General features: G+C 61.7%; 15 protein-coding genes and 1 pseudogene. 11 read left to right on the forward strand and 5 right to left on the reverse strand.

Translation table 11 applies throughout. From position 1 onward, the window contains the following. Positions 1-95: 95 nt before the first annotated feature. Positions 96-1,292, forward strand: coding sequence for an enoyl-ACP reductase FabV (fabV, locus tag G7025_RS08770; RefSeq protein ID WP_181078192.1), 1,197 nt, complete (start codon positions 96-98; stop codon positions 1,290-1,292). Positions 1,293-1,499: 207 nt separating this feature from the next. Beyond that, positions 1,500-1,846: pseudogene (locus G7025_RS08775) on the forward strand (hypothetical protein). On the opposite strand, the gene G7025_RS08780 reads toward G7025_RS08775, so the two are convergent. Next, positions 1,843-2,748: a LysR family transcriptional regulator gene (locus tag G7025_RS08780; RefSeq protein ID WP_181078194.1), complete on the reverse strand. Its 906-nt coding sequence runs from the start codon at positions 2,746-2,748 to the stop codon at positions 1,843-1,845. The pseudogene G7025_RS08775 and the gene G7025_RS08780 sit on opposite strands and share 4 nt — an antisense overlap. Before the next feature lie 102 nt (positions 2,749-2,850). Between G7025_RS08780 and G7025_RS08785 the strand changes: the two genes are divergently transcribed. After that, positions 2,851-4,029: an aspartate aminotransferase family protein gene (locus tag G7025_RS08785; protein ID WP_181078196.1), complete on the forward strand. Its 1,179-nt coding sequence runs from the start codon at positions 2,851-2,853 to the stop codon at positions 4,027-4,029. Here the strand turns inward: G7025_RS08785 and punR are convergent. Further along, on the reverse strand, positions 4,001-4,924 hold the full coding sequence (gene punR / locus G7025_RS08790; RefSeq protein ID WP_181078198.1) for a DNA-binding transcriptional activator PunR: 924 nt from the start codon (positions 4,922-4,924) through the stop codon (positions 4,001-4,003). The genes G7025_RS08785 and punR overlap by 29 nt on opposite strands. Positions 4,925-5,046: 122 nt before the next feature. Between punR and punC the strand changes: the two genes are divergently transcribed. Beyond that, on the forward strand, positions 5,047-6,231 hold the full coding sequence (punC, locus tag G7025_RS08795) for a purine nucleoside transporter PunC (RefSeq protein ID WP_181078200.1): 1,185 nt from the start codon (positions 5,047-5,049) through the stop codon (positions 6,229-6,231). A 227-nt stretch (positions 6,232-6,458) separates the two neighbouring features. On the opposite strand, the gene G7025_RS08800 is transcribed toward punC, so the two are convergent. Beyond that, the gene (locus G7025_RS08800; RefSeq protein ID WP_181078202.1) at positions 6,459-7,292 is read right to left on the reverse strand and encodes a nucleoside-binding protein; all 834 of its coding nucleotides are present in this window, start codon (positions 7,290-7,292) and stop codon (positions 6,459-6,461) included. Positions 7,293-7,450: 158 nt separating this feature from the next. Here G7025_RS08800 and G7025_RS08805 point away from each other — a divergent pair, with 158 nt between their 5' ends. After that, complete coding sequence (locus G7025_RS08805) at positions 7,451-8,953, forward strand: nucleobase:cation symporter-2 family protein (protein ID WP_181078203.1); 1,503 nt, start codon at positions 7,451-7,453, stop codon at positions 8,951-8,953. Between the two features lie 37 nt (positions 8,954-8,990). Here G7025_RS08805 and G7025_RS08810 read toward each other — a convergent pair whose 3' ends face one another. Both G7025_RS08810 and G7025_RS08815 read right to left on the reverse strand, forming a co-directional pair. Then, entirely contained in the window at positions 8,991-9,923 is a 933-nt protein-coding gene (locus tag G7025_RS08810; protein ID WP_181078205.1) for a proline iminopeptidase-family hydrolase, read from the reverse strand. 93 nt (positions 9,924-10,016) lie between these two features. Further along, positions 10,017-10,781, reverse strand: coding sequence for a LuxR family transcriptional regulator (locus tag G7025_RS08815; protein ID WP_181078207.1), 765 nt, complete (start codon positions 10,779-10,781; stop codon positions 10,017-10,019). 183 nt (positions 10,782-10,964) lie between these two features. Here G7025_RS08815 and G7025_RS08820 point away from each other — a divergent pair, with 183 nt between their 5' ends. The 6 genes from G7025_RS08820 to G7025_RS08845 are packed head-to-tail and all read left to right on the forward strand — an operon-like array spanning position 10,965 to position 17,125. After that, complete coding sequence (locus tag G7025_RS08820) at positions 10,965-11,852, forward strand: proline iminopeptidase-family hydrolase (RefSeq protein ID WP_181078209.1); 888 nt, start codon at positions 10,965-10,967, stop codon at positions 11,850-11,852. 3 nt (positions 11,853-11,855) lie between these two features. Continuing rightward, on the forward strand, positions 11,856-12,803 hold the full coding sequence (locus G7025_RS08825; protein ID WP_181078211.1) for an ABC transporter permease: 948 nt from the start codon (positions 11,856-11,858) through the stop codon (positions 12,801-12,803). Continuing rightward, the gene (locus tag G7025_RS08830) at positions 12,800-13,657 is read left to right on the forward strand and encodes an ABC transporter permease (protein ID WP_181078213.1); all 858 of its coding nucleotides are present in this window, start codon (positions 12,800-12,802) and stop codon (positions 13,655-13,657) included. The genes G7025_RS08825 and G7025_RS08830 overlap by 4 nt, the downstream gene beginning before the upstream one ends. After that, positions 13,654-14,610: an ABC transporter ATP-binding protein gene (locus tag G7025_RS08835; protein ID WP_181078215.1), complete on the forward strand. Its 957-nt coding sequence runs from the start codon at positions 13,654-13,656 to the stop codon at positions 14,608-14,610. Before G7025_RS08830 ends, G7025_RS08835 begins: the two co-directional genes overlap by 4 nt. Beyond that, a complete protein-coding gene (locus G7025_RS08840) occupies positions 14,607-15,578 on the forward strand; it encodes an ABC transporter ATP-binding protein (RefSeq protein WP_181078217.1) in 972 nt (323 codons plus the stop codon). The genes G7025_RS08835 and G7025_RS08840 overlap by 4 nt, the downstream gene beginning before the upstream one ends. Positions 15,579-15,610: 32 nt before the next feature. Continuing rightward, entirely contained in the window at positions 15,611-17,125 is a 1,515-nt protein-coding gene (locus tag G7025_RS08845; protein ID WP_181078219.1) for an ABC transporter substrate-binding protein, read from the forward strand. The last annotated feature ends 48 nt before the right edge of the window (positions 17,126-17,173 follow it).

The raw sequence follows: 17,173 nt of genomic DNA on the forward strand, positions 1-17,173 counted from the left end.
CGTGACGCTTCGGTTTTTCGGACGTCATAGACCGGTACGATTGAAGCTGAATGGCCACCACTGGCCCTCGGCACCTTGGAAGAGGCAGAAACTTTATGATCATCAAACCGCGGGTTCGTGGCTTTATCTGTGTGACCGCTCACCCTGTTGGCTGTGAAGCGAACGTCAAGGAACAGATCGATTACGTGACCCAGCATGGCGCCATCGAAGGCGGCCCGAAGAAGGTGCTGGTACTCGGCGCTTCCACCGGTTACGGCCTGGCCGCGCGCATCAGCGCTGCGTTTGGCTGCGGCGCCGACACCCTGGGCGTGTTTTTTGAGAAAGAAGGCGAAGAAGGCAAGCTGAGTTCCGCCGGCTGGTACAACAGCGCTGCGTTCGAGAAGTTTGCGGTCGAAAAAGGCTTGTATGCCAAGAGCATCAACGGCGACGCGTTCTCCGACGAGATCAAGCGCCTGACCATCGAAACCATCAAAAAAGACCTGGGCAAGATCGACCTGGTGGTCTACAGCCTGGCCGCGCCACGCCGTACCGACCCCAAGACCGGTGAGGTCTACAACTCCACGCTCAAGCCGATCGGCAAGGCCGTGACCCTGCGCGGTATCAACACCGACAAAGGGGTTGTGGTCGACACCACCTTAGAGCCGGCGACCCAAGAAGAAATCGCCGGCACCGTGAAAGTCATGGGTGGCGAAGACTGGCAACTGTGGATCGACGCGCTGCGTGACGCCGACGTACTGGCCGAAGGCGCCAAGACCACCGCCTTTACCTACCTTGGCGAAAAGCTGACCCAGGACATCTACTGGAACGGCTCGATCGGTGAAGCCAAGAAAGACCTGGACAAGAAAGTCCTGACCCTGCGCGACAACCTCGCCGCACTGAAGGGCGACGCCCGTGTGTCGGTGCTCAAGGCCGTGGTCACCCAGGCCAGCTCGGCGATCCCGATCATGCCGCTGTACCTGTCGCTGCTGTTCAAAGTGATGAAAGAGCAGGGCACTCACGAAGGGTGCATCGAGCAGGTCTACGGTTTGTTCAAGGACAGCCTGTACGGCAAAGAGCCGAAGCTCGACACCGACGGCCGCCTGCGCGCCGACCTGGCCGAGCTGGAGCCGAAGGTTCAGGACGCCGTGGCGGCCCTGTGGAACCAGGTCACCGACGAGAACGTCAACGAGATCAGCGATTTTGCCGGTTACAAAGCGGAATTCCTGCGCTTGTTCGGCTTTGAAGTCGATGGCGTGGATTACGAGGCTGACGTAAATCCGACGGTGAAGATCAACGGTCTGATCCAAGCATAAAGCGCGGTTAAAAATGTAGGAGGGGCTTGCCCCCGATGGCGTCGCGTCAGACCGCTCAGCTGTAGCTGAGCTATCGCCGTCGGGGGCAAGTCCCTCACACTTTGATTTGCGTGCGTTTCAGAGGTTTCTTGCGCTTCAGCGCGCCTTTCCCTCTCTTCAAATCTGCCAGACTCCTCCCGCTATCAAGCCAAGCCAACGGAGGATCTGATGACGATTCGTGCAGTAGTTTTTGATTTCGGCGGTGTTCTCTTCGGTTGGAGCCCGCATCACCTCTACCCCAAACTGATTGCCGACGATCAAGAACGGCAGTGATTCCTGGATAACATCTGCACCCAGGCCTGGAATACCGAACAAGATGCGGGGCGGCCGCTGGCCGAAGCCACGCAAATCCTGATCGATCAACACCCCCACCCTAGAGACTTGATCACGGCCTATTACGAGATGACGTGGCCGACAAAGCCGATGCCGCCAGCGCTCTGGGTTGGCAGGGCATTCATCATGTATCGGCCGAGCAGACATCGGCACGATTGCGTGAATTGGGCGTGAGCTTCTAGCGCGCCCATTTCTCCATCACAAAATCGACAAACGCTCGCAACTTGGGCAGGCGATAACGATCCTGGCCGTACAGCACATGCATGGGTCGGCTGGGCAATTGATAGTCGGTCAGCAACGCCACAAGTTTGCCGCTGTGCAGATCGGGCTGGACCAGCGCATCGGGCAGCATCACGATGCCCATGCCTTGCACCGCCGCTTGGCGCAGGGCTTGTGAGCTATTGATGGTCAACGATCCCGACACCGGGATTTCCACTTCGCCGTCCGCTCCCGTCATACGCCAGAGCTTGTCGGCGTTGCGCCAGTCGTCGGTGGACGGATAAGCGAAGGCCAGGCAGTCGTGTTGTTGCAGGTCTTCGGGCCTGGTCGGCGTGCCGCGTCGCGCCAGGTAGCTCGGCGAAGCGCAGAGGGTGATGGTGTAGTCCTGCATGGGCCGGGCGATCAGGCTCGACGGTTCCAACTCGCCCAAGCGGATCGCCACGTCGAAGCCACTGTCGACCAGGTCCATGCGCTGGTTGCTGAGCACCACATAGAGCTTGATCTGCGGATAACGTTGGGAGAATTCGCTCAACGCCGGCGCCAGGCGCTCGGTGCCGAAGGCGGGTGGGGCGGTGATGCGCAAGGTGCCTCTAGGCACGTCACTGTGGGCTTGTTCGGCCAGTTGTTCGGAGTCCGCCACTAGCCCCAACACCTCCAGACAGCGTTGGTAATACTGGCCGCCGAACTCCGTGAGACTCTGCTTGCGCGTGGTGCGCTTGAGCAGACTGACTCCCAGGCGCTGTTCCAGGGCGCGCAGGTGGTTACCGACCATCGTGGTCGACAGGCCGCAGGCGTGGGCCGCCGCCGTCATGCTGCCGGTCTCCACCACTTTTACGTACACCGACATTGCCTGGAACAGATCCATTATCAAGCCCTGGTTTAAAGTCATTGCAGAAATGTGCAGTTTATCCAGCTCAGGTGGCTAACGATACTGAGACCATCAACCTGATGACTTGGAGCCCGCACCATGACCGCCGCCTGCCTGATGACCACCTACCAACCCTTGGCCCTGAGCTTCGCCCGTGGCCTGGGCACGCGTCTGTGGGACCAGCAGGGTCGCGAGTACCTCGATGCGGTGGCGGGTGTGGCGGTGACCAATGTCGGGCATTCCCACCCGCGCCTGGTGGCGGCCATCAGCGAGCAGGCCGGTCTGTTGCTGCACACCTCCAACCTCTACAGCATTGACTGGCAACAACGTCTGGCCCGGCGCCTGGCGCAGCTGTCCGGCCTGGATTGCGGATTTTTCAACAACTCCGGCGCCGAGGCCAACGAAACCGCCCTCAAGCTGGCGCGCTTGCATGGCTGGAAAAAGGGCATCGAAGAACCGTTGATTGTGGTGATGGAGAACGCCTTTCACGGGCGCACCCTGGGCACCATGGCGGCCAGCGACGGACCGTCGGTGCGCCTCGGATTTCAGCGCTTACCGGGGAATTTTCTCAAGGTCCGGTTCGGTGACCTGGCCGCCATCGAAGCGATCACCCGCACCCATGGCGCGCAGATTGCGGCCGTGTTGCTGGAGCCGATCCAGGGTGAAAGTGGCGTATTGCCGGCGCCGCCCGGCTATCTGCGTGGCTTGCGCGATCACTGCACAGCCCACGGCTGGCTGATGATGCTCGATGAAATCCAGACCGGCATCGGTCGCACCGGTGCGTGGTTCGCGTTCCAGCATGAAGGCATCGTGCCGGACGTCATGACCCTGGCCAAAGGCCTCGGCAACGGCGTGCCGATCGGCGCCTGTCTGGCACGGGCCGGTGTGGCGCGCCTGTTCACGCCGGGCAGTCATGGCAGCACGTTTGGTGGCAACCCGCTGGCTTGCCGGGTTGGCTGCACGGTGCTGGACATCATCGAAGAGCAGGGCTTGCTGCACAACGCCGCGCAACAGGGCGAACGCTTGCTGGCGCGGCTGCGCGTGGAACTGGCGGAACACCCCCAGGTGCTGGCGATTCGCGGGCAGGGCTTGATGATCGGCATCGAACTGGTCAGCCCGTATCGCGACCTGGCCCAGCGCGCCGCCCAGGAGCATGCGCTGCTGATCAATGTGACGCGCGGCAAAATCATCCGCCTGCTGCCGCCGCTGACCCTGGACGGCAAGGAAGTCGAGATGATCGTGCGGGCCATCAGCCGCTTATTGGATCAGGGCCATTGAGCCATTCTTGGTTGAGGGTTTCGGTGTCGCCCAGGTATTCGAGTAACCACGCCATGGCCGGGGACAGCTTGTTCTGCGCCCAGGCCACGCAGGACGGGCTGGCGGGGAAGGGGCGGGTCAGGTGCAGCGCCACCAGCTCGCCGCGTTCGATCCAGGGCGCTACCTTATGTGCCGGCGCCATGCCGACGCACAACCCGTCGCGCAGGCAATCGATGGCTGACGCCCAGTTAGGCACCACCAGGCGCCGTTGGTTGTCCAGGGTCCAGGTGTCGCGCTTAGGCAGGTTACGCGAGGTGTCGGTCATGCACAGCGAGGCGAAGGGGCGCAATTGGTCGTCGCTGAGCAGGCCTTCAACGCTCGCCAGCGGATGCCGCGCGCTGACCACGCACAGCCAGTTCAACAACCCCATATCGCGAAAGGTAAAGTGGCTGGCCACCGGCACCGCGCTGGTGGCGCCGATCACAATGTCGGTGCGCTCGTCGGCCAGGGCATCCCACACACCGTTGTACACCTCGTACTCCAGCAGTAATTCCACCTCGGGGAACCGTCGATAGAAATCCAGCACCAATTGCCGGCAGCGCTGGGGTTTGACGATGGAGTCCACCGCCACCTTCAACTGGCCGCTCCAGCCATTGGCCACTTGCTGGCACAAGCGTCGCGTGCCGAGCATTTTCTTCATCACGCCCCGGGCTTCGTCGATAAACAGGCGGCCGGCGGGGGTCAGTTCCACGTCACGGTGACGCCGCACGAACAGCGGCACCGCCAACCATTCTTCCAGCTGACGCACCGTATAGCTGATGGCCGACGGCACACGGTGCAATTCCTGTGCGGCGGCGCTGAAGCTGCCGTGGCGCGCCACGGCGTCTACCACATCCAGGGAATATTCGGACCACATGATCGGTGCCTTCAAAATTATTGATAGCTCAGGCCAATTATTATCGCTTCACATGAAAACTGTCAGCTTCATAATGGGCGCCAGTCAGCAAATAGTTTGATGGCAAGGTCAAAAAGGCTTCAATGAAAAATTCGTTTGGTTTTACCTGGTATCTGGCGGGCCTGAGCATGCTCGGTTATCTCGCCATGGATATGTACTTGCCGGCGTTCGGCGCCATGGGCGAACACTTGCAGATCAGCGCGGGCGCGGTCGGCGCCAGCTTGAGCGTCTTCCTCGCCGGGTTTGCGCTGGGGCAGTTGGTGTGGGGGCCGTTGTCCGACCGCCTGGGGCGCAAGCCGATTCTGCTAGCGGGCCTGAGCCTGTTTGTGCTGGGCTGCGCCGGCATGTTTTGGGTCGACAGTGCTGCGCAACTGTTGGCGCTGCGCTTTATCCAGGCGATCGGCGTGTGTTCCGCCGCCGTGAGCTGGCAGGCGCTCGTGATTGATCGCTACCCGGCCGACAAGGCCCATCGCGTGTTCGCCAGCATCATGCCGTTGATGTCGCTGTCGCCGGCCCTGGCGCCACTGTTGGGCGCGCTGGTGTTGAATCACGTAGGCTGGCAGGCGATCTTCGGCGTGTTGCTGGCTGTGTCGCTGGCGCTGCTGTTACCCACCTTATTCCTGCGCAGTGCGCCGAAACGACTGACACAGGCACCGGCGCGCCTGGGGTATGGGCAGTTGCTCAAGTCGCGGGTATTCAGCGGCAACGTAATGATTTTTGCCGCGTGCTCGGCCAGTTTTTTTGCCTGGCTTACAGCGTCCCCGTTCATTCTCGGCGGTATGGGTTACAGCCCCAATGATATTGGCTTGAGCTATGTGGTGCCGACCCTGGCATTCCTGATAGGTGGTTACAGTTGCCGCAGCGCCTTGCAGCATCTGCAGGGTAAAACCTTGCTGCCGTGGCTGCTGCTTGCCTACTGCGTGAGCATGGGGGCGCTGTACCTGGTCGCCACGTTGACCGTGCCGACGCTCACTACCCTGTTGATTCCGTTCTGCCTGATGGCGCTGTGCAACGGTGCCAGTTACCCCATCGTGGTGGCGAACGCGCTGATGCCCTTCGCGGAAAATTCCGGCAAGGCTGCGGCGCTGCAAAACACCCTGCAGTTGGGGTTGTGTTTTGTGAGCAGCCTGCTGGTGTCATCGATGCTCGAACATCCGCTAATGATCACCGTGATCGTGATGCTGGCAACCGCGCCGCTGGCAGTGTTGGGATATTGGCTGGCCCGGCCGAAGACCAATCGTGCCGAGCTGATGACAGAGCTGAACTGAAAGAACACCTGCGTAGCGGCTGCCCCAAAGTCTGCAAACTGTTTAAGCCTGGCACACCGCAGTGTCTGGAGACAGGGCCGCTTCGCGCCCCAGCGCGGGGCAAGCCCGCTCACCACAACTGCGGGGGTGCTGCTTCCCTGTGGTAAGCAGGCTTGTCCTGCGCTGGGCTGCGCAGCGGCCCTAATGGCTGCGAATGCGGTGTGTCCGACTCACAGCAGCACCCGTGATTAAAAGGTGATTTCCATATTCACGGTCGGCGTGGAGGTGCGGCTGCCGCGGCCGCCGTCGACGCCGAATTTGTTATGCCAGTACTCGTAACCCACGCCCAGGTACAGGTTCGGTTTGACGCTCTTGCCCGGTCGCACGGCCACCATCAACGCGGTGCGCATCAGCGCTTCGGCAGCGGTGTCGCGGCCGTGGTAGTCCTCGCCTTTAGCCCCGACGTAATTGATGAACCCTTGGAATTTCGCCCCGTGGTTGGCGATCTCGAACGGGCGCATCCACGTCAGGTTAAGCATGTAGGTGTCGTCGAAGGTGTGGTCGGATTCCTGGGCGCCGGGAATGCCAGTGTGGTTGCGCTCCTTGTAATACAGCAGGCTCAGGTCCAACACGCCGACAGTATTGAGTTTCACGGTCGGGCCGAGCACCAGCGCGCGTTTCTTCGCGGAGGCGAAGTTGTTATTTCGGTTGGCGTCGAAGCCCAGGGTCAAGGCGTAATCCTTGACCGCACCCGTCCCCGGCGGCCTGTCGAATACCCGCGAGGCATACAGCTGGTGCCGGTACACCGCGTACACCTCGCTGCCCCCGTGATCAGTGCCCTTGCGCGGGTCGCGGCTGTCGGACAGGAACACATCCAGGTTGAGAAAATTGCTGCCGTATCGGTAGCCACTGGCGTGGGTGAAGCTGTAGATGCGCTTGCTGAATTCATCGGGGTTGTTCGGGTTGGTGAACTGCTGGCCGTAGCGAAACCCTACGCTGTTGTTCATCCATTCCACCGCGACAGCCTCCCCGCCGCCCAGCAGAGTGAGTGCGACGGTAGCGCCCTGTAGTGCCTTTTTCATTGTTTTAGTGTCCTTGGCGTTGCGGCTCATCACGGCCGAATGGTTTTTGTAACGCCGGCGGAGGGTATCTTGTCTGGTTGATTGTATACAACTCTATGGACATCCAGTCCAAATATTGCATACAGTGGCCGCACAACAAAAACAGAGAACCCCTCACCATGACTACCCCGAAGGCGTCACCGCAACGGCCGGAAGATGAGAATCTTGGCGTCGCGGCCAACATGGCTTACGGCCTGCAGCATGTGCTCACCATGTACGGCGGCATCGTTGCCGTACCGTTGATCGTCGGCCAGGCGGCCGGGTTATCGCCGGCGGATATCGGCCTGTTGATCGCCGCGTCGCTGTTTGCGGGCGGCCTGGCGACCTTGTTGCAAACCCTCGGCCTGCCGTTTTTCGGCTGCCAGCTGCCGTTGGTGCAGGGCGTGTCGTTTGCCGGTGTGGCCACCATGGTGGCGATTGTCGGCAGCGACGGTGCCGGTGGTTTACCGGCGATTCTCGGAGCGGTAATGGCCGCGTCATTGATCGGCCTGTTGATCACCCCGGTGTTTTCGCGGATCACCAAGTTCTTCCCGCCGCTGGTCACCGGTATCGTCATCACCACTATCGGCCTGACCCTGATGCCCGTCGCGGCGCGCTGGGCCATGGGCGGCAACAGCCGCGCTGCGGATTTCGGCAGCATGCCCAATATCGGGTTGGCGGCGTTGACGCTGGTGCTGGTGCTGCTGCTGAGCAAAATCGGCAGCGCGACCATTTCGCGCCTATCGATCCTGCTGGCGATGGTGATCGGCACGCTGATCGCGGTGCTGCTGGGCATGGCCGACTTCTCCAGCGTGACCCAAGGGCCAATGTTCGGCTTCCCCACGCCGTTTCATTTCGGCATGCCAACCTTTCACATCGCTGCGATTATTTCGATGTGTATCGTAGTGATGGTGACCTTGGTGGAAACCTCGGCGGATATCCTCGCCGTGGGTGAAATCATCGACACCAAGGTGGACTCCAAGCGCCTGGGCAACGGCCTGCGCGCCGATATGCTGTCGAGCATGTTCGCGCCGATCTTTGGTTCGTTCACCCAGAGTGCCTTCGCCCAGAACGTCGGCCTGGTGGCGGTCACCGGGGTGAAAAGCCGCTTTGTGGTGGCCACCGGCGGGCTGTTCCTGGTCATTCTCGGCTTGCTGCCGTTCATGGGCCGGGTGATTGCCGCAGTGCCCACGTCGGTGCTGGGCGGCGCCGGGATCGTACTGTTCGGCACGGTGGCGGCCAGTGGAATTCGCACCTTGTCCAAGGTGGATTACCGCAACAATATGAACCTGATCATCGTCGCCACCTCCATCGGTTTCGGCATGATCCCCATCGCCGCGCCAAGCTTCTATGACCACTTCCCCAGCTGGTTCGCGACCATTTTCCATTCGGGGATCAGTTCGTCGGCGATCATGGCGATTCTGCTGAACCTGGCGTTCAACCATTTCACCGCGGGCAACTCGGACCAGCAGTCGGTGTTCGTCGCGGGGACCGAACGCAGCCTGTGCTTCCAAGATGTGGCGGCGCTGCGTGATGGGGATTACTTCAGGGGCGGCAAGTTGTTCGATGCCGAGGGCAAAGAGATCCCGGTGACGGCCGAGCCGGCACGGCAGGCATCAAAGCCTGAGACCTCCGAGGTCTGAAGGAGTGGGAGGGCGCGTGCTTCCTCCCACACTGAACTCAACCGGCCTTGAGTGCCGCGCGCGGCACCGCGCACGCCTCATCCAAAAACTTCACCACGGTCCCCATGCACGCCTGGCGTTCTTCCACATGGGGCATGTGGCTGGAGTCCTCAAACAGCGCCCAGCGCACATCGGCGATCTCATCCAGGAACGGCTTGACCACCAGCGGCGTGGCCTCGTCGTGGCGGCCGGAGATCACCAGGGTCGGCACGTTGATCTTCGACAGACGGCCAATCGATTTCCAATCCTTCAGGCTGCCGATCACGTGGAACTCGGTAGGCCCGCTCATGGCGTGATACACCGTCGGGTCTGAATCGACCTGAGCAAAGGTGCGCGCGACCTCTTCCGGCCACGGGTTGACCCGGCACACGTGGTGGTCATAGAAAATCCGCGAAGTGGCGAGGTATTCCGGGTCCTGGTAGGTACCGGCGGCTTCGTGCTTGAGCAGGGTTTCATGCACGCCTTCGGGCAACAGCTTGCGCAAGCGATTGGCTTCGCTGACCCAGGTGCGCATGCAGGTCGGCGAGTTGGCCGGGATAAACGCCCGCAGGCCCTTGGGCTGGCGGATCGCGTGTTCGCTGCCGAGCATGCCACCCCAGGATTGGCCGAGGATCGCGTAGTTATCGCTGATCTGCAGGTGGTCCAGCAGGTTGTCCAGCTCGGCGAGGAACAGTTCGACGGTCCAGAAGGACGGGTCTTTGTCGGGCAAGTGGGTGGAACGGCCGTTGCCCAATTGATCGTAATGGATTACGGCATGGCCGCTGGCCGCGACGTCCTTGAAGGCGTCGACATAATCATGGGTGCAGCCGGGGCCACCGTGGATAATCACCAGCGGGGTGCGGCCGCTGTTCAGGTCGCCGGTGACGCGGTACCAGGTCTGATAGGCGCCGAACGCCGCATACCCTTCGCGGATTTTTTCGATGAATTCCATTTCGTACCCTGCTCTTGAAAAAAGGATCAGGGTCACGATAAGCCGCCGGGAAAATTTAGGTAACTAGCAAAACAGCTAGGTTTTACTGGTGGATCAGTCTTCCAGCAGGCGGTAATGGGTAGCGCGCACCACCGCCTGCACGCGGTTTTTGGCCCCCAGTTTGTGCATCGCCGAGGCCAGGTGCAGGGTCACCACAGCCAGTGAACGGCTCAACTGGGTGGCGATTTCAGCCGCAGTCAGCCCTTCGGCGGCCCATTTGAGGCACTCGCGTTCGCGTTTGGTCAGGCGGATATGCGGGTAGCTGCGCAGCTCTTTGCCGAACAACGGATAGGCCGCTTCCTGCAACGCGTGGGTGATCAGGCTGAAATCCGCCAGCGCGTGGTGTGCGTCCCGCAGCACGCTGCGGCTCTTGCCGGTGCGCAGGCCGGTCAACGAGGCGAAGCCGCCCCGTGGCAGGTGGATCGGCACGCTGACGCCGCAGGTGAGCTGCTGGTCGTGAAGGTAGGAGGAGACCGGTGCGTGGCACGGATCGATGACTTTTTTCAGCGGGGTATCGACCTTGACGTCGTAGGACCATACGAACGGTGACACCGTGGCCAGCGCAAGATGCTGCACCGGGTCGATCTGGTAGAACCCTTCGCTGCACCATAAGGCGTGCCAGTCCGATGGGGTGTTGCGCAGTTCGAGCACCGACGGGGTGATCAGGGCGCCATTGGGGTCCATCGGCACCGGGGTGTAGTCGTACACCAGCGCGTCGAAGCCCAATTGCCGGGCGAGGACGAAAGTGTTGTCCATCTGTTCTTCCAGGCTCCTGCCCGGCATCAGACGGTCGTTGAAGGCAGTAAGCTTGGCCAGCATCCGTTCTGCTCCCGATTTCATTTGAATCTCGACTTGCGGCAAGTAGAATGCCACGCCCCGGCGAAGGACTGCCAGGCCAAACCTATAAGAAATACTAGGTTATGGACGCGCGGCATCCTCGGTAGTGTTGGCCTGATAAACGGCCGCTGCCCGCCAGGCCGATACAACACAAGGAATGTATGCATGTGGCGTGAAATTGCCCCCGACCAGCGGTACAACGTGCAAGTCGACGGCCACACACTCGTGGTCTACAGCTTTGGCCAAGGCGATGATGTGCTTCTATGCCTCAACGGTGGCCCTGGCCTGCCGTGTGACTATTTGCGCGACGCCCATGGCTGGCTCAAGGAGCATAACCTGCGAGTGGTCGCATTCGACCAGCTCGGCACGGGGGCATCAGCCAGACCGACCGATGTTTCCCTGTGGGAAATCGGCCGTTATGTCGAAGAAGTCGAAACCGTGCGCCAAGCCCTGGGCCTGGGCCGTGTGCACCTGCTAGGGCATTCCTGGGGCGGGTGGCTGGGCATCGAGTACGCCATTCATTATCCCGACGCGCTCAAAAGCCTGATCCTGGCAAACACCGTCGGCGATATTCCGCACCTTTCCCAGGAACTGGAGCGCCTGCGTGGCGCGCTGGGCAGCGAAACCGTGGCCATGATGCAACGCCACGAAGCCATGGGCACCCTCGACCACCCGCAGTACCAGGCCGCGATCACCTTGCTCAATTATCGCCACGTGTGCCGCCTGGACGAATGGCCCGAGCCGGTCAAGCGTTCCCTTGGCGACTGGAACATGGGCCCTTACGAAACCATGCAGGGTCCCAATGAGTTTCTCTACGTCGGCAACCTCAAGGATTGGAACCGTATCGCCGAGATGGCCGACTTCAAGATGCCGATGCTGATTACCACCGGCCAGCACGATGAACTGACGCCGGCGTGCGCCATGCGCATGAAAATGGCTGCCCGGCACGCCGAATTGCATGTGTTTCCCAACAGCAGCCATATGCCGTTCTATGAAGAACCCCTGGCGTATTTTCCGGTGCTGCTGGACTTTCTCGCTCGCCACCGAGGCTGACGCATGAACCTGGCGCGTTACCGTTTCGTCCTGTTCCGACCGTTGCAACTGCTGCCGGTACTGTTCGGCATCAGTGTGATTACGTTCGTGCTGGTGCGATCGATCCCCGGCGACCCGGCGCGGGCGCTGCTGGGATCGCGCAGTACGCCCGATGCATTGTTGAAAATCCGCGCCCAATACGGTCTCGACCAGCCGCTGTGGCTGCAGTACTTCTACTTCCTGAAAAACCTGCTCAAGGGCGACCTGGGTCAATCGCTGTTGTACAAGGTCGATGCACTGAAGCTGATCGTCACCCGTATCGAGCCGACCCTGATGTTGGTGCTCGGCAGCGTGTTGCTGGCGCTGCTGATCGCGCTGCCCCTGGCCACACTGGCCGCGCGCCACAAAGGCGGCTGGGCGGATAACCTGGTCCGCGTCTTCACCACCGTCGGCCTGGGCATGCCGGCGTTCTGGCTGGGTTTGATGCTGATCCTGCTGCTCAGTGTGCAATGGGGCCTGTTCCCGGTGTCCGGGTATGGCCGCACCTGGCTGGACAAGGCGCACCACATGGTGCTGCCGTGCCTGACCATCGCCCTGGCGCTGTCGGCGGTACTGGTACGTAACCTGCGCGCGAGCATGCTGATGGAACTGCAGGCCGATCACGTCACCGCCGCCCGTGCGCGCGGGCTGTCGGAAGCCGAGGTGTTTCGCCGGCACGTATTGCCCAACTCCCTGGTCCCGGCGGTCAACCTGCTGGCGGTGAATATCGGCTGGTTGATCAGCGGCACGGTGGTCATCGAAAGCCTGTTTGCTATCCCCGGCATTGGTCAGTTGCTGGTGCGCGGCATCTTTACCCGCGACTACATGGTGGTGCAGGGCGTGGCGATGGTGTTGGCGTGCGCCACGGTGCTGGTCAACTTCATCGCCGATGTGGTGACGGTGGCGCTCGACCCGCGGGTGAAGATGCAATGAGTACTCGACCCTTGGTTGCGCCCTGGCGCCTGCGCCTGCGACTCGGTTTACGCAACGGCCGGGTCACGGCGGCGTGGGGGCTGCTGATCCTGCTGGCGTGGCTCGGCCTGGCCTTGTTCGCGCCGTGGATCGCGCCGTATGACCCGATTGCGCAGAACACCGACCTGAGCCTGCTGGCCCCCAGCCTTGCCCATCCATTCGGCACGGATAACTACGGCCGAGACATCCTTTCGAGGGTGATCTGGGGGGCGCGCATCGACCTGCAACTGGCGGTGGTCGGGGTAATCTTTCCGTTTATCATCGGCACGTTTATCGGCGCGGTCTCAGGCTATATCGGCGGGCGTTTCGACAGCGTGTGCATGCGCGTGATCGACGTAATCCTGGCGTTCCCGTTTCTGGTGCTGATGCTGGCGATCATGGCCATCCTCGGCCCAGGCTTGAAGAGTTTCTATATCGCCATGGCGCTGGTGGGCTGGGTGTCGTATGCGCGGCTGATCCGCTCGCAGATCCTGGTGCTCAAGGAAAGCGACTTCGCCCTGGCTGCCAAGAGCCTGGGCTTCGGCCACGGGCGCATCCTGTTTCGACACCTGCTGCCCAATGCAATGTTCGGCTCGATTGTGTTTTCCATGTCCGATGCGGTGTTGGTGCTGCTCAATGGCGCGGCCGTGAGCTACCTGGGCCTGGGCGTGCAACCGCCGACTGCCGAGTGGGGCACCATGGTCGCCGAGGGCCAGGCGTTTATCACCACGGCCTGGTGGATCTGCACCTTTCCCGGCCTGGCCATCGTCACGCTGGCTATGGGCTTCAGCCTGCTGGCCGATGGCGTGGCGCAAGTACTGGGAGACCGCACATGAGCCTGTTGCAAGTGCGCGACCTGAGCGTGATCGCCCACAATGCCGGGCGTGACGTGACCCTGGTGGACCGTGTGTCGTTCGACCTGGCCGAAGGCGAGATCCTCGGCCTGGTGGGCGAAAGCGGCTCGGGCAAGACCATGGCCTGCCGTGGCCTGATTCGCCTGCTGCCATCGCCCAACCTGCGTGTGCAGGGTGGCGCGGTGCGCCTGGCCGGCCAGGACCTGCTCAGCCTCGACGCCGCCGGCATGCGTGCGGTGCGTGGCGGGCAACTGGGGATGATTTTCCAGAACCCCAGCAGCCATCTGGACCCCTTGATGCGCATCGGCGAGCAGATCGCCGAGGGCATTCGCCTGCATCAAGGCGTATCGAAAAAGGATGCGCGTCTGCAGGCCGTCGAGGTGCTGCGCCAGGTCGGCATTCCCGACCCTCAAGCGCGCGCCGACAACTATCCCCACGAGTTTTCCGGCGGCATGCGCCAGCGCGCGATGATCGCCGTGGCGCTGGGCTGCAACCCCAAGGTACTGATCGCCGACGAGCCGACCACCGCCCTGGACGTGACCGTGCAGGCACAAATCCTGCGCCTGCTGCTTGACCTGCGCGACCAGCGCGGCCTGTCGATCATCATGATCACTCACGACCTTGGCGTGGTGGCGCAGACCTGCGATTCCATCGCGGTGATGTATGCCGGGCGTCTGTGCGAGCATGCGAGCAAGCACGAGGTGCTGGCGCATCCGCAGCATCCGTACACCGCCGGCCTGATCGACTGCCAGCCGGCCCACAGCAGCGGCCACGCCTTGCTGCGCACCATCCCCGGCCAGCCGCCATTGCTTGATGCATTACCCGCCGGCTGCCGCTTCAACCCGCGTTGCCCGCAGGTTGGCGCGTTGTGCACCGAGCGCCTGCCTGAAGGCGCGCGGGTGGCTTGTCACTATCCGTTGGGAGTGCGCCCATGAGCCTGTTGCAGATCAAGGACCTGGAGGTACGTTTTGCCGCGTCCGGCAGTGGCTTGTTCGGCCTGAACAAACAGTGGGTGAGGGCGGTGAACGGTGTATCGCTGAACCTCGCAGCAGGCCAAACCCTTGGGTTGGTGGGCGAGTCCGGCAGCGGCAAAAGCACCCTCGGGCGGGCGATTCTGCATCTGAACCCGATCAGTGCCGGGCAGGTGCTGTTCGATGGCGTCGACATGGCCCAAGGCAGCGCCATCGACATCGCGCGCCTGCGCCATGAAACGGCAATGATTTTTCAGGACCCGTACGCCGCGTTGAATCCGCGCCATACCATCGGCGAAACCATCGCCGAAGTCTTGCGCGTGCAGCGCAAAGTCGGCTCGGACCACATTCCCGCCCGGGTCAACGAACTGCTCGATCTGGTGGGCCTGCGCCCTGAGCTGGCCACGCGCAAACCCAGTGCCCTCAGTGGTGGCCAGTGCCAGCGCGTTGGCATTGCCCGGGCCCTGGCGGTAGAGCCGCGCCTGATCGTCGCCGATGAATGCGTGGCGGCGCTGGATGTATCAATTCAGGGCCAGATCATCAATCTGCTGCTGGAACTGCAACAGCGTATGAACCTGGCGATCCTGTTTATCGCCCATGACCTGGCCATCGTGCGGCGCCTGTGCGACCGCGTGGCGGTGATGTACCTGGGCAAGATCGTCGAGGAAGGCCCGGTGGAAGCGGTGTTCACGTCGCCGCGCCATCCGTACACGGCAGCCTTGATCGAGGCGATCCCGCAGATCGACCCGCAGCGGCCATTGCCGGCCGAACCCCTGCCGGGCGAGCCGCCAAGCCCGCTGAATTTACCGACCGGCTGTGCCTTCCACCCGCGTTGCCGGCATGCGCGGGCAATGTGTTCCGTAGCGTTGCCGCCTACCCACCACCTGCACGAGCACCGGTACAGTTGCGTGCTTGAAACGCCTTTGCTTTAACCCTCTGCCATTCATGAACAAGGAGTTATGACATGCAATCCCGCCACTTGAAGTTACTCGCCGCCGCCACGCTGACCGCCTGGTCGCTGACCGCCGGTTTCGCCCAGGCCGCCGGTGTACTCACCATCGGTTGCCGTGAAGACAGCACCACGTTCGACCCGATCAAAAGCGCGCAGAACCGCGATACCTGGGTGTTTGCCAACGTCTACGACACCCTGGTGCGCGTAGACAACCTGGGCACCAAGATGGAACCGGGCCTGGCTGAAAGCTGGGAGATATCCAAGGACGGCCTGACCTATACCTTCAAGCTGCGTGACGCGAAATTCTCCGATGGCTCGCCGATCACCGCCGCCGACGCCGCTTTCAGCCTGTTGCGCATCCGCGACAACAAGGCTTCGCTGTGGGCTGACCCGTTCAGCCTGATCAACACGGCCACGGCCGCCGACCCGAAAACCCTGGTGGTCACGCTCAAGACCCCGGCGGTGGCCTTCCTCTCCCAACTTGCTTCGCCGACGGTGTCGATCCTGTCCGAAAAAGCCATGACCTCCATGGGCGAAGACGCCTACTCGGAAAACCCGGTGACGTCCGGTGCGTTTACGGTAGAAGAGTGGCGCAAGGGCGATCGGGTGATCCTCAAGAAGAACCCGAACTTCTGGCAGGCTCAAAAGGTAAGCCTGGACGGTGTGGAGTGGGTCTCGGTGACCGATGACAACACCCGTATGCGCATGGTGCAGAACGACGAACTCGATACCGCGATCTTCGTGCCGTTTTCTCGAGTTGAAGAGTTGAAGAAAGACAAAAACGTGGTGGTCCACGCCGACCCGTCCACCCGTGAAGATCACTTGTTGATCAACCATGCCCACGGCCTGTTGGCCAAACCCGAAGTGCGCCAGGCGCTGGACATGGCCATCGATAAGCAATCGCTGGTCAAAACCGTCACGTACGGCCAGGGCACCGTGGCTTATTCCTACATCCCGAAAGGCTCGCTGTACCACTACCCCAATAACCTGCAGCGCCCCTATGACCCCACCGCCGCCAAGAAGCTGCTGGAACAGGCCAGCGCCAAGGACTTGAAACTCAACTATGTGGTCAATGCCGGCAACGAAGCCGATGAGCAGATCGCGGTGATTATCAAGGACCAGTTGGCCAAGGTCGGCGTGACCGCCAACCTGCAGAAGGTCGACCCGACCCAGAGCTGGCAGATGCTGGTGGACGGTGAGTACGACATTTCGGTGATGTACTGGACCAACGACATCCTCGACCCGGACCAGAAGACCACCTTCGTGCTGGGCCACGACACCAACCAGAACTATATGACCCGCTACAAGAACGACAAGGTCAAGGACCTGGTCGCCGCAGCCCGCATCGAAGCCGACCCGGCCAAGCGCGAGCAGATGTATGTGGAACTGCAGAAACTGGCCAAGCAGGATGTGAACTGGATCGACCTGTACTACAGCCCTTACATCAATATCTCACGCAAGAATGTGAGCAACTTCCTGCAAAACCCGCTGGGCCGTTTCACCCTGGAAGAAGTCGTGAAAAACTAAGCATTCGGCAACCGCGCAATACAAGTGTGGGAGGGGGCTTGCCCCTCC

Source organism: Pseudomonas lurida, from assembly GCF_013522705.1.
Taxonomy (GTDB): domain Bacteria; phylum Pseudomonadota; class Gammaproteobacteria; order Pseudomonadales; family Pseudomonadaceae; genus Aquipseudomonas; species Aquipseudomonas quebecensis.

Bases quoted from the DNA above. Each gene is read 5' to 3' on its own strand.
- fabV (WP_181078192.1), top strand. From the start codon at position 96: ATGATCATCAAACCGCGGGTTCGTGGCTTTATCTGTGTGACCGCTCAC.
- G7025_RS08780 (WP_181078194.1), bottom strand. From the start codon at position 2,748: ATGGATCTGTTCCAGGCAATGTCGGTGTACGTAAAAGTGGTGGAGACC.
- G7025_RS08785 (WP_181078196.1), top strand. From the start codon at position 2,851: ATGACCGCCGCCTGCCTGATGACCACCTACCAACCCTTGGCCCTGAGC.
- punR (WP_181078198.1), bottom strand. From the start codon at position 4,924: ATGTGGTCCGAATATTCCCTGGATGTGGTAGACGCCGTGGCGCGCCAC.
- punC (WP_181078200.1), top strand. From the start codon at position 5,047: ATGAAAAATTCGTTTGGTTTTACCTGGTATCTGGCGGGCCTGAGCATG.
- G7025_RS08800 (WP_181078202.1), bottom strand. From the start codon at position 7,292: ATGAAAAAGGCACTACAGGGCGCTACCGTCGCACTCACTCTGCTGGGC.
- G7025_RS08805 (WP_181078203.1), top strand. From the start codon at position 7,451: ATGACTACCCCGAAGGCGTCACCGCAACGGCCGGAAGATGAGAATCTT.
- G7025_RS08810 (WP_181078205.1), bottom strand. From the start codon at position 9,923: ATGGAATTCATCGAAAAAATCCGCGAAGGGTATGCGGCGTTCGGCGCC.
- G7025_RS08815 (WP_181078207.1), bottom strand. From the start codon at position 10,781: ATGCTGGCCAAGCTTACTGCCTTCAACGACCGTCTGATGCCGGGCAGG.
- G7025_RS08820 (WP_181078209.1), top strand. From the start codon at position 10,965: ATGTGGCGTGAAATTGCCCCCGACCAGCGGTACAACGTGCAAGTCGAC.
- G7025_RS08825 (WP_181078211.1), top strand. From the start codon at position 11,856: ATGAACCTGGCGCGTTACCGTTTCGTCCTGTTCCGACCGTTGCAACTG.
- G7025_RS08830 (WP_181078213.1), top strand. From the start codon at position 12,800: ATGAGTACTCGACCCTTGGTTGCGCCCTGGCGCCTGCGCCTGCGACTC.
- G7025_RS08835 (WP_181078215.1), top strand. From the start codon at position 13,654: ATGAGCCTGTTGCAAGTGCGCGACCTGAGCGTGATCGCCCACAATGCC.
- G7025_RS08840 (WP_181078217.1), top strand. From the start codon at position 14,607: ATGAGCCTGTTGCAGATCAAGGACCTGGAGGTACGTTTTGCCGCGTCC.
- G7025_RS08845 (WP_181078219.1), top strand. From the start codon at position 15,611: ATGCAATCCCGCCACTTGAAGTTACTCGCCGCCGCCACGCTGACCGCC.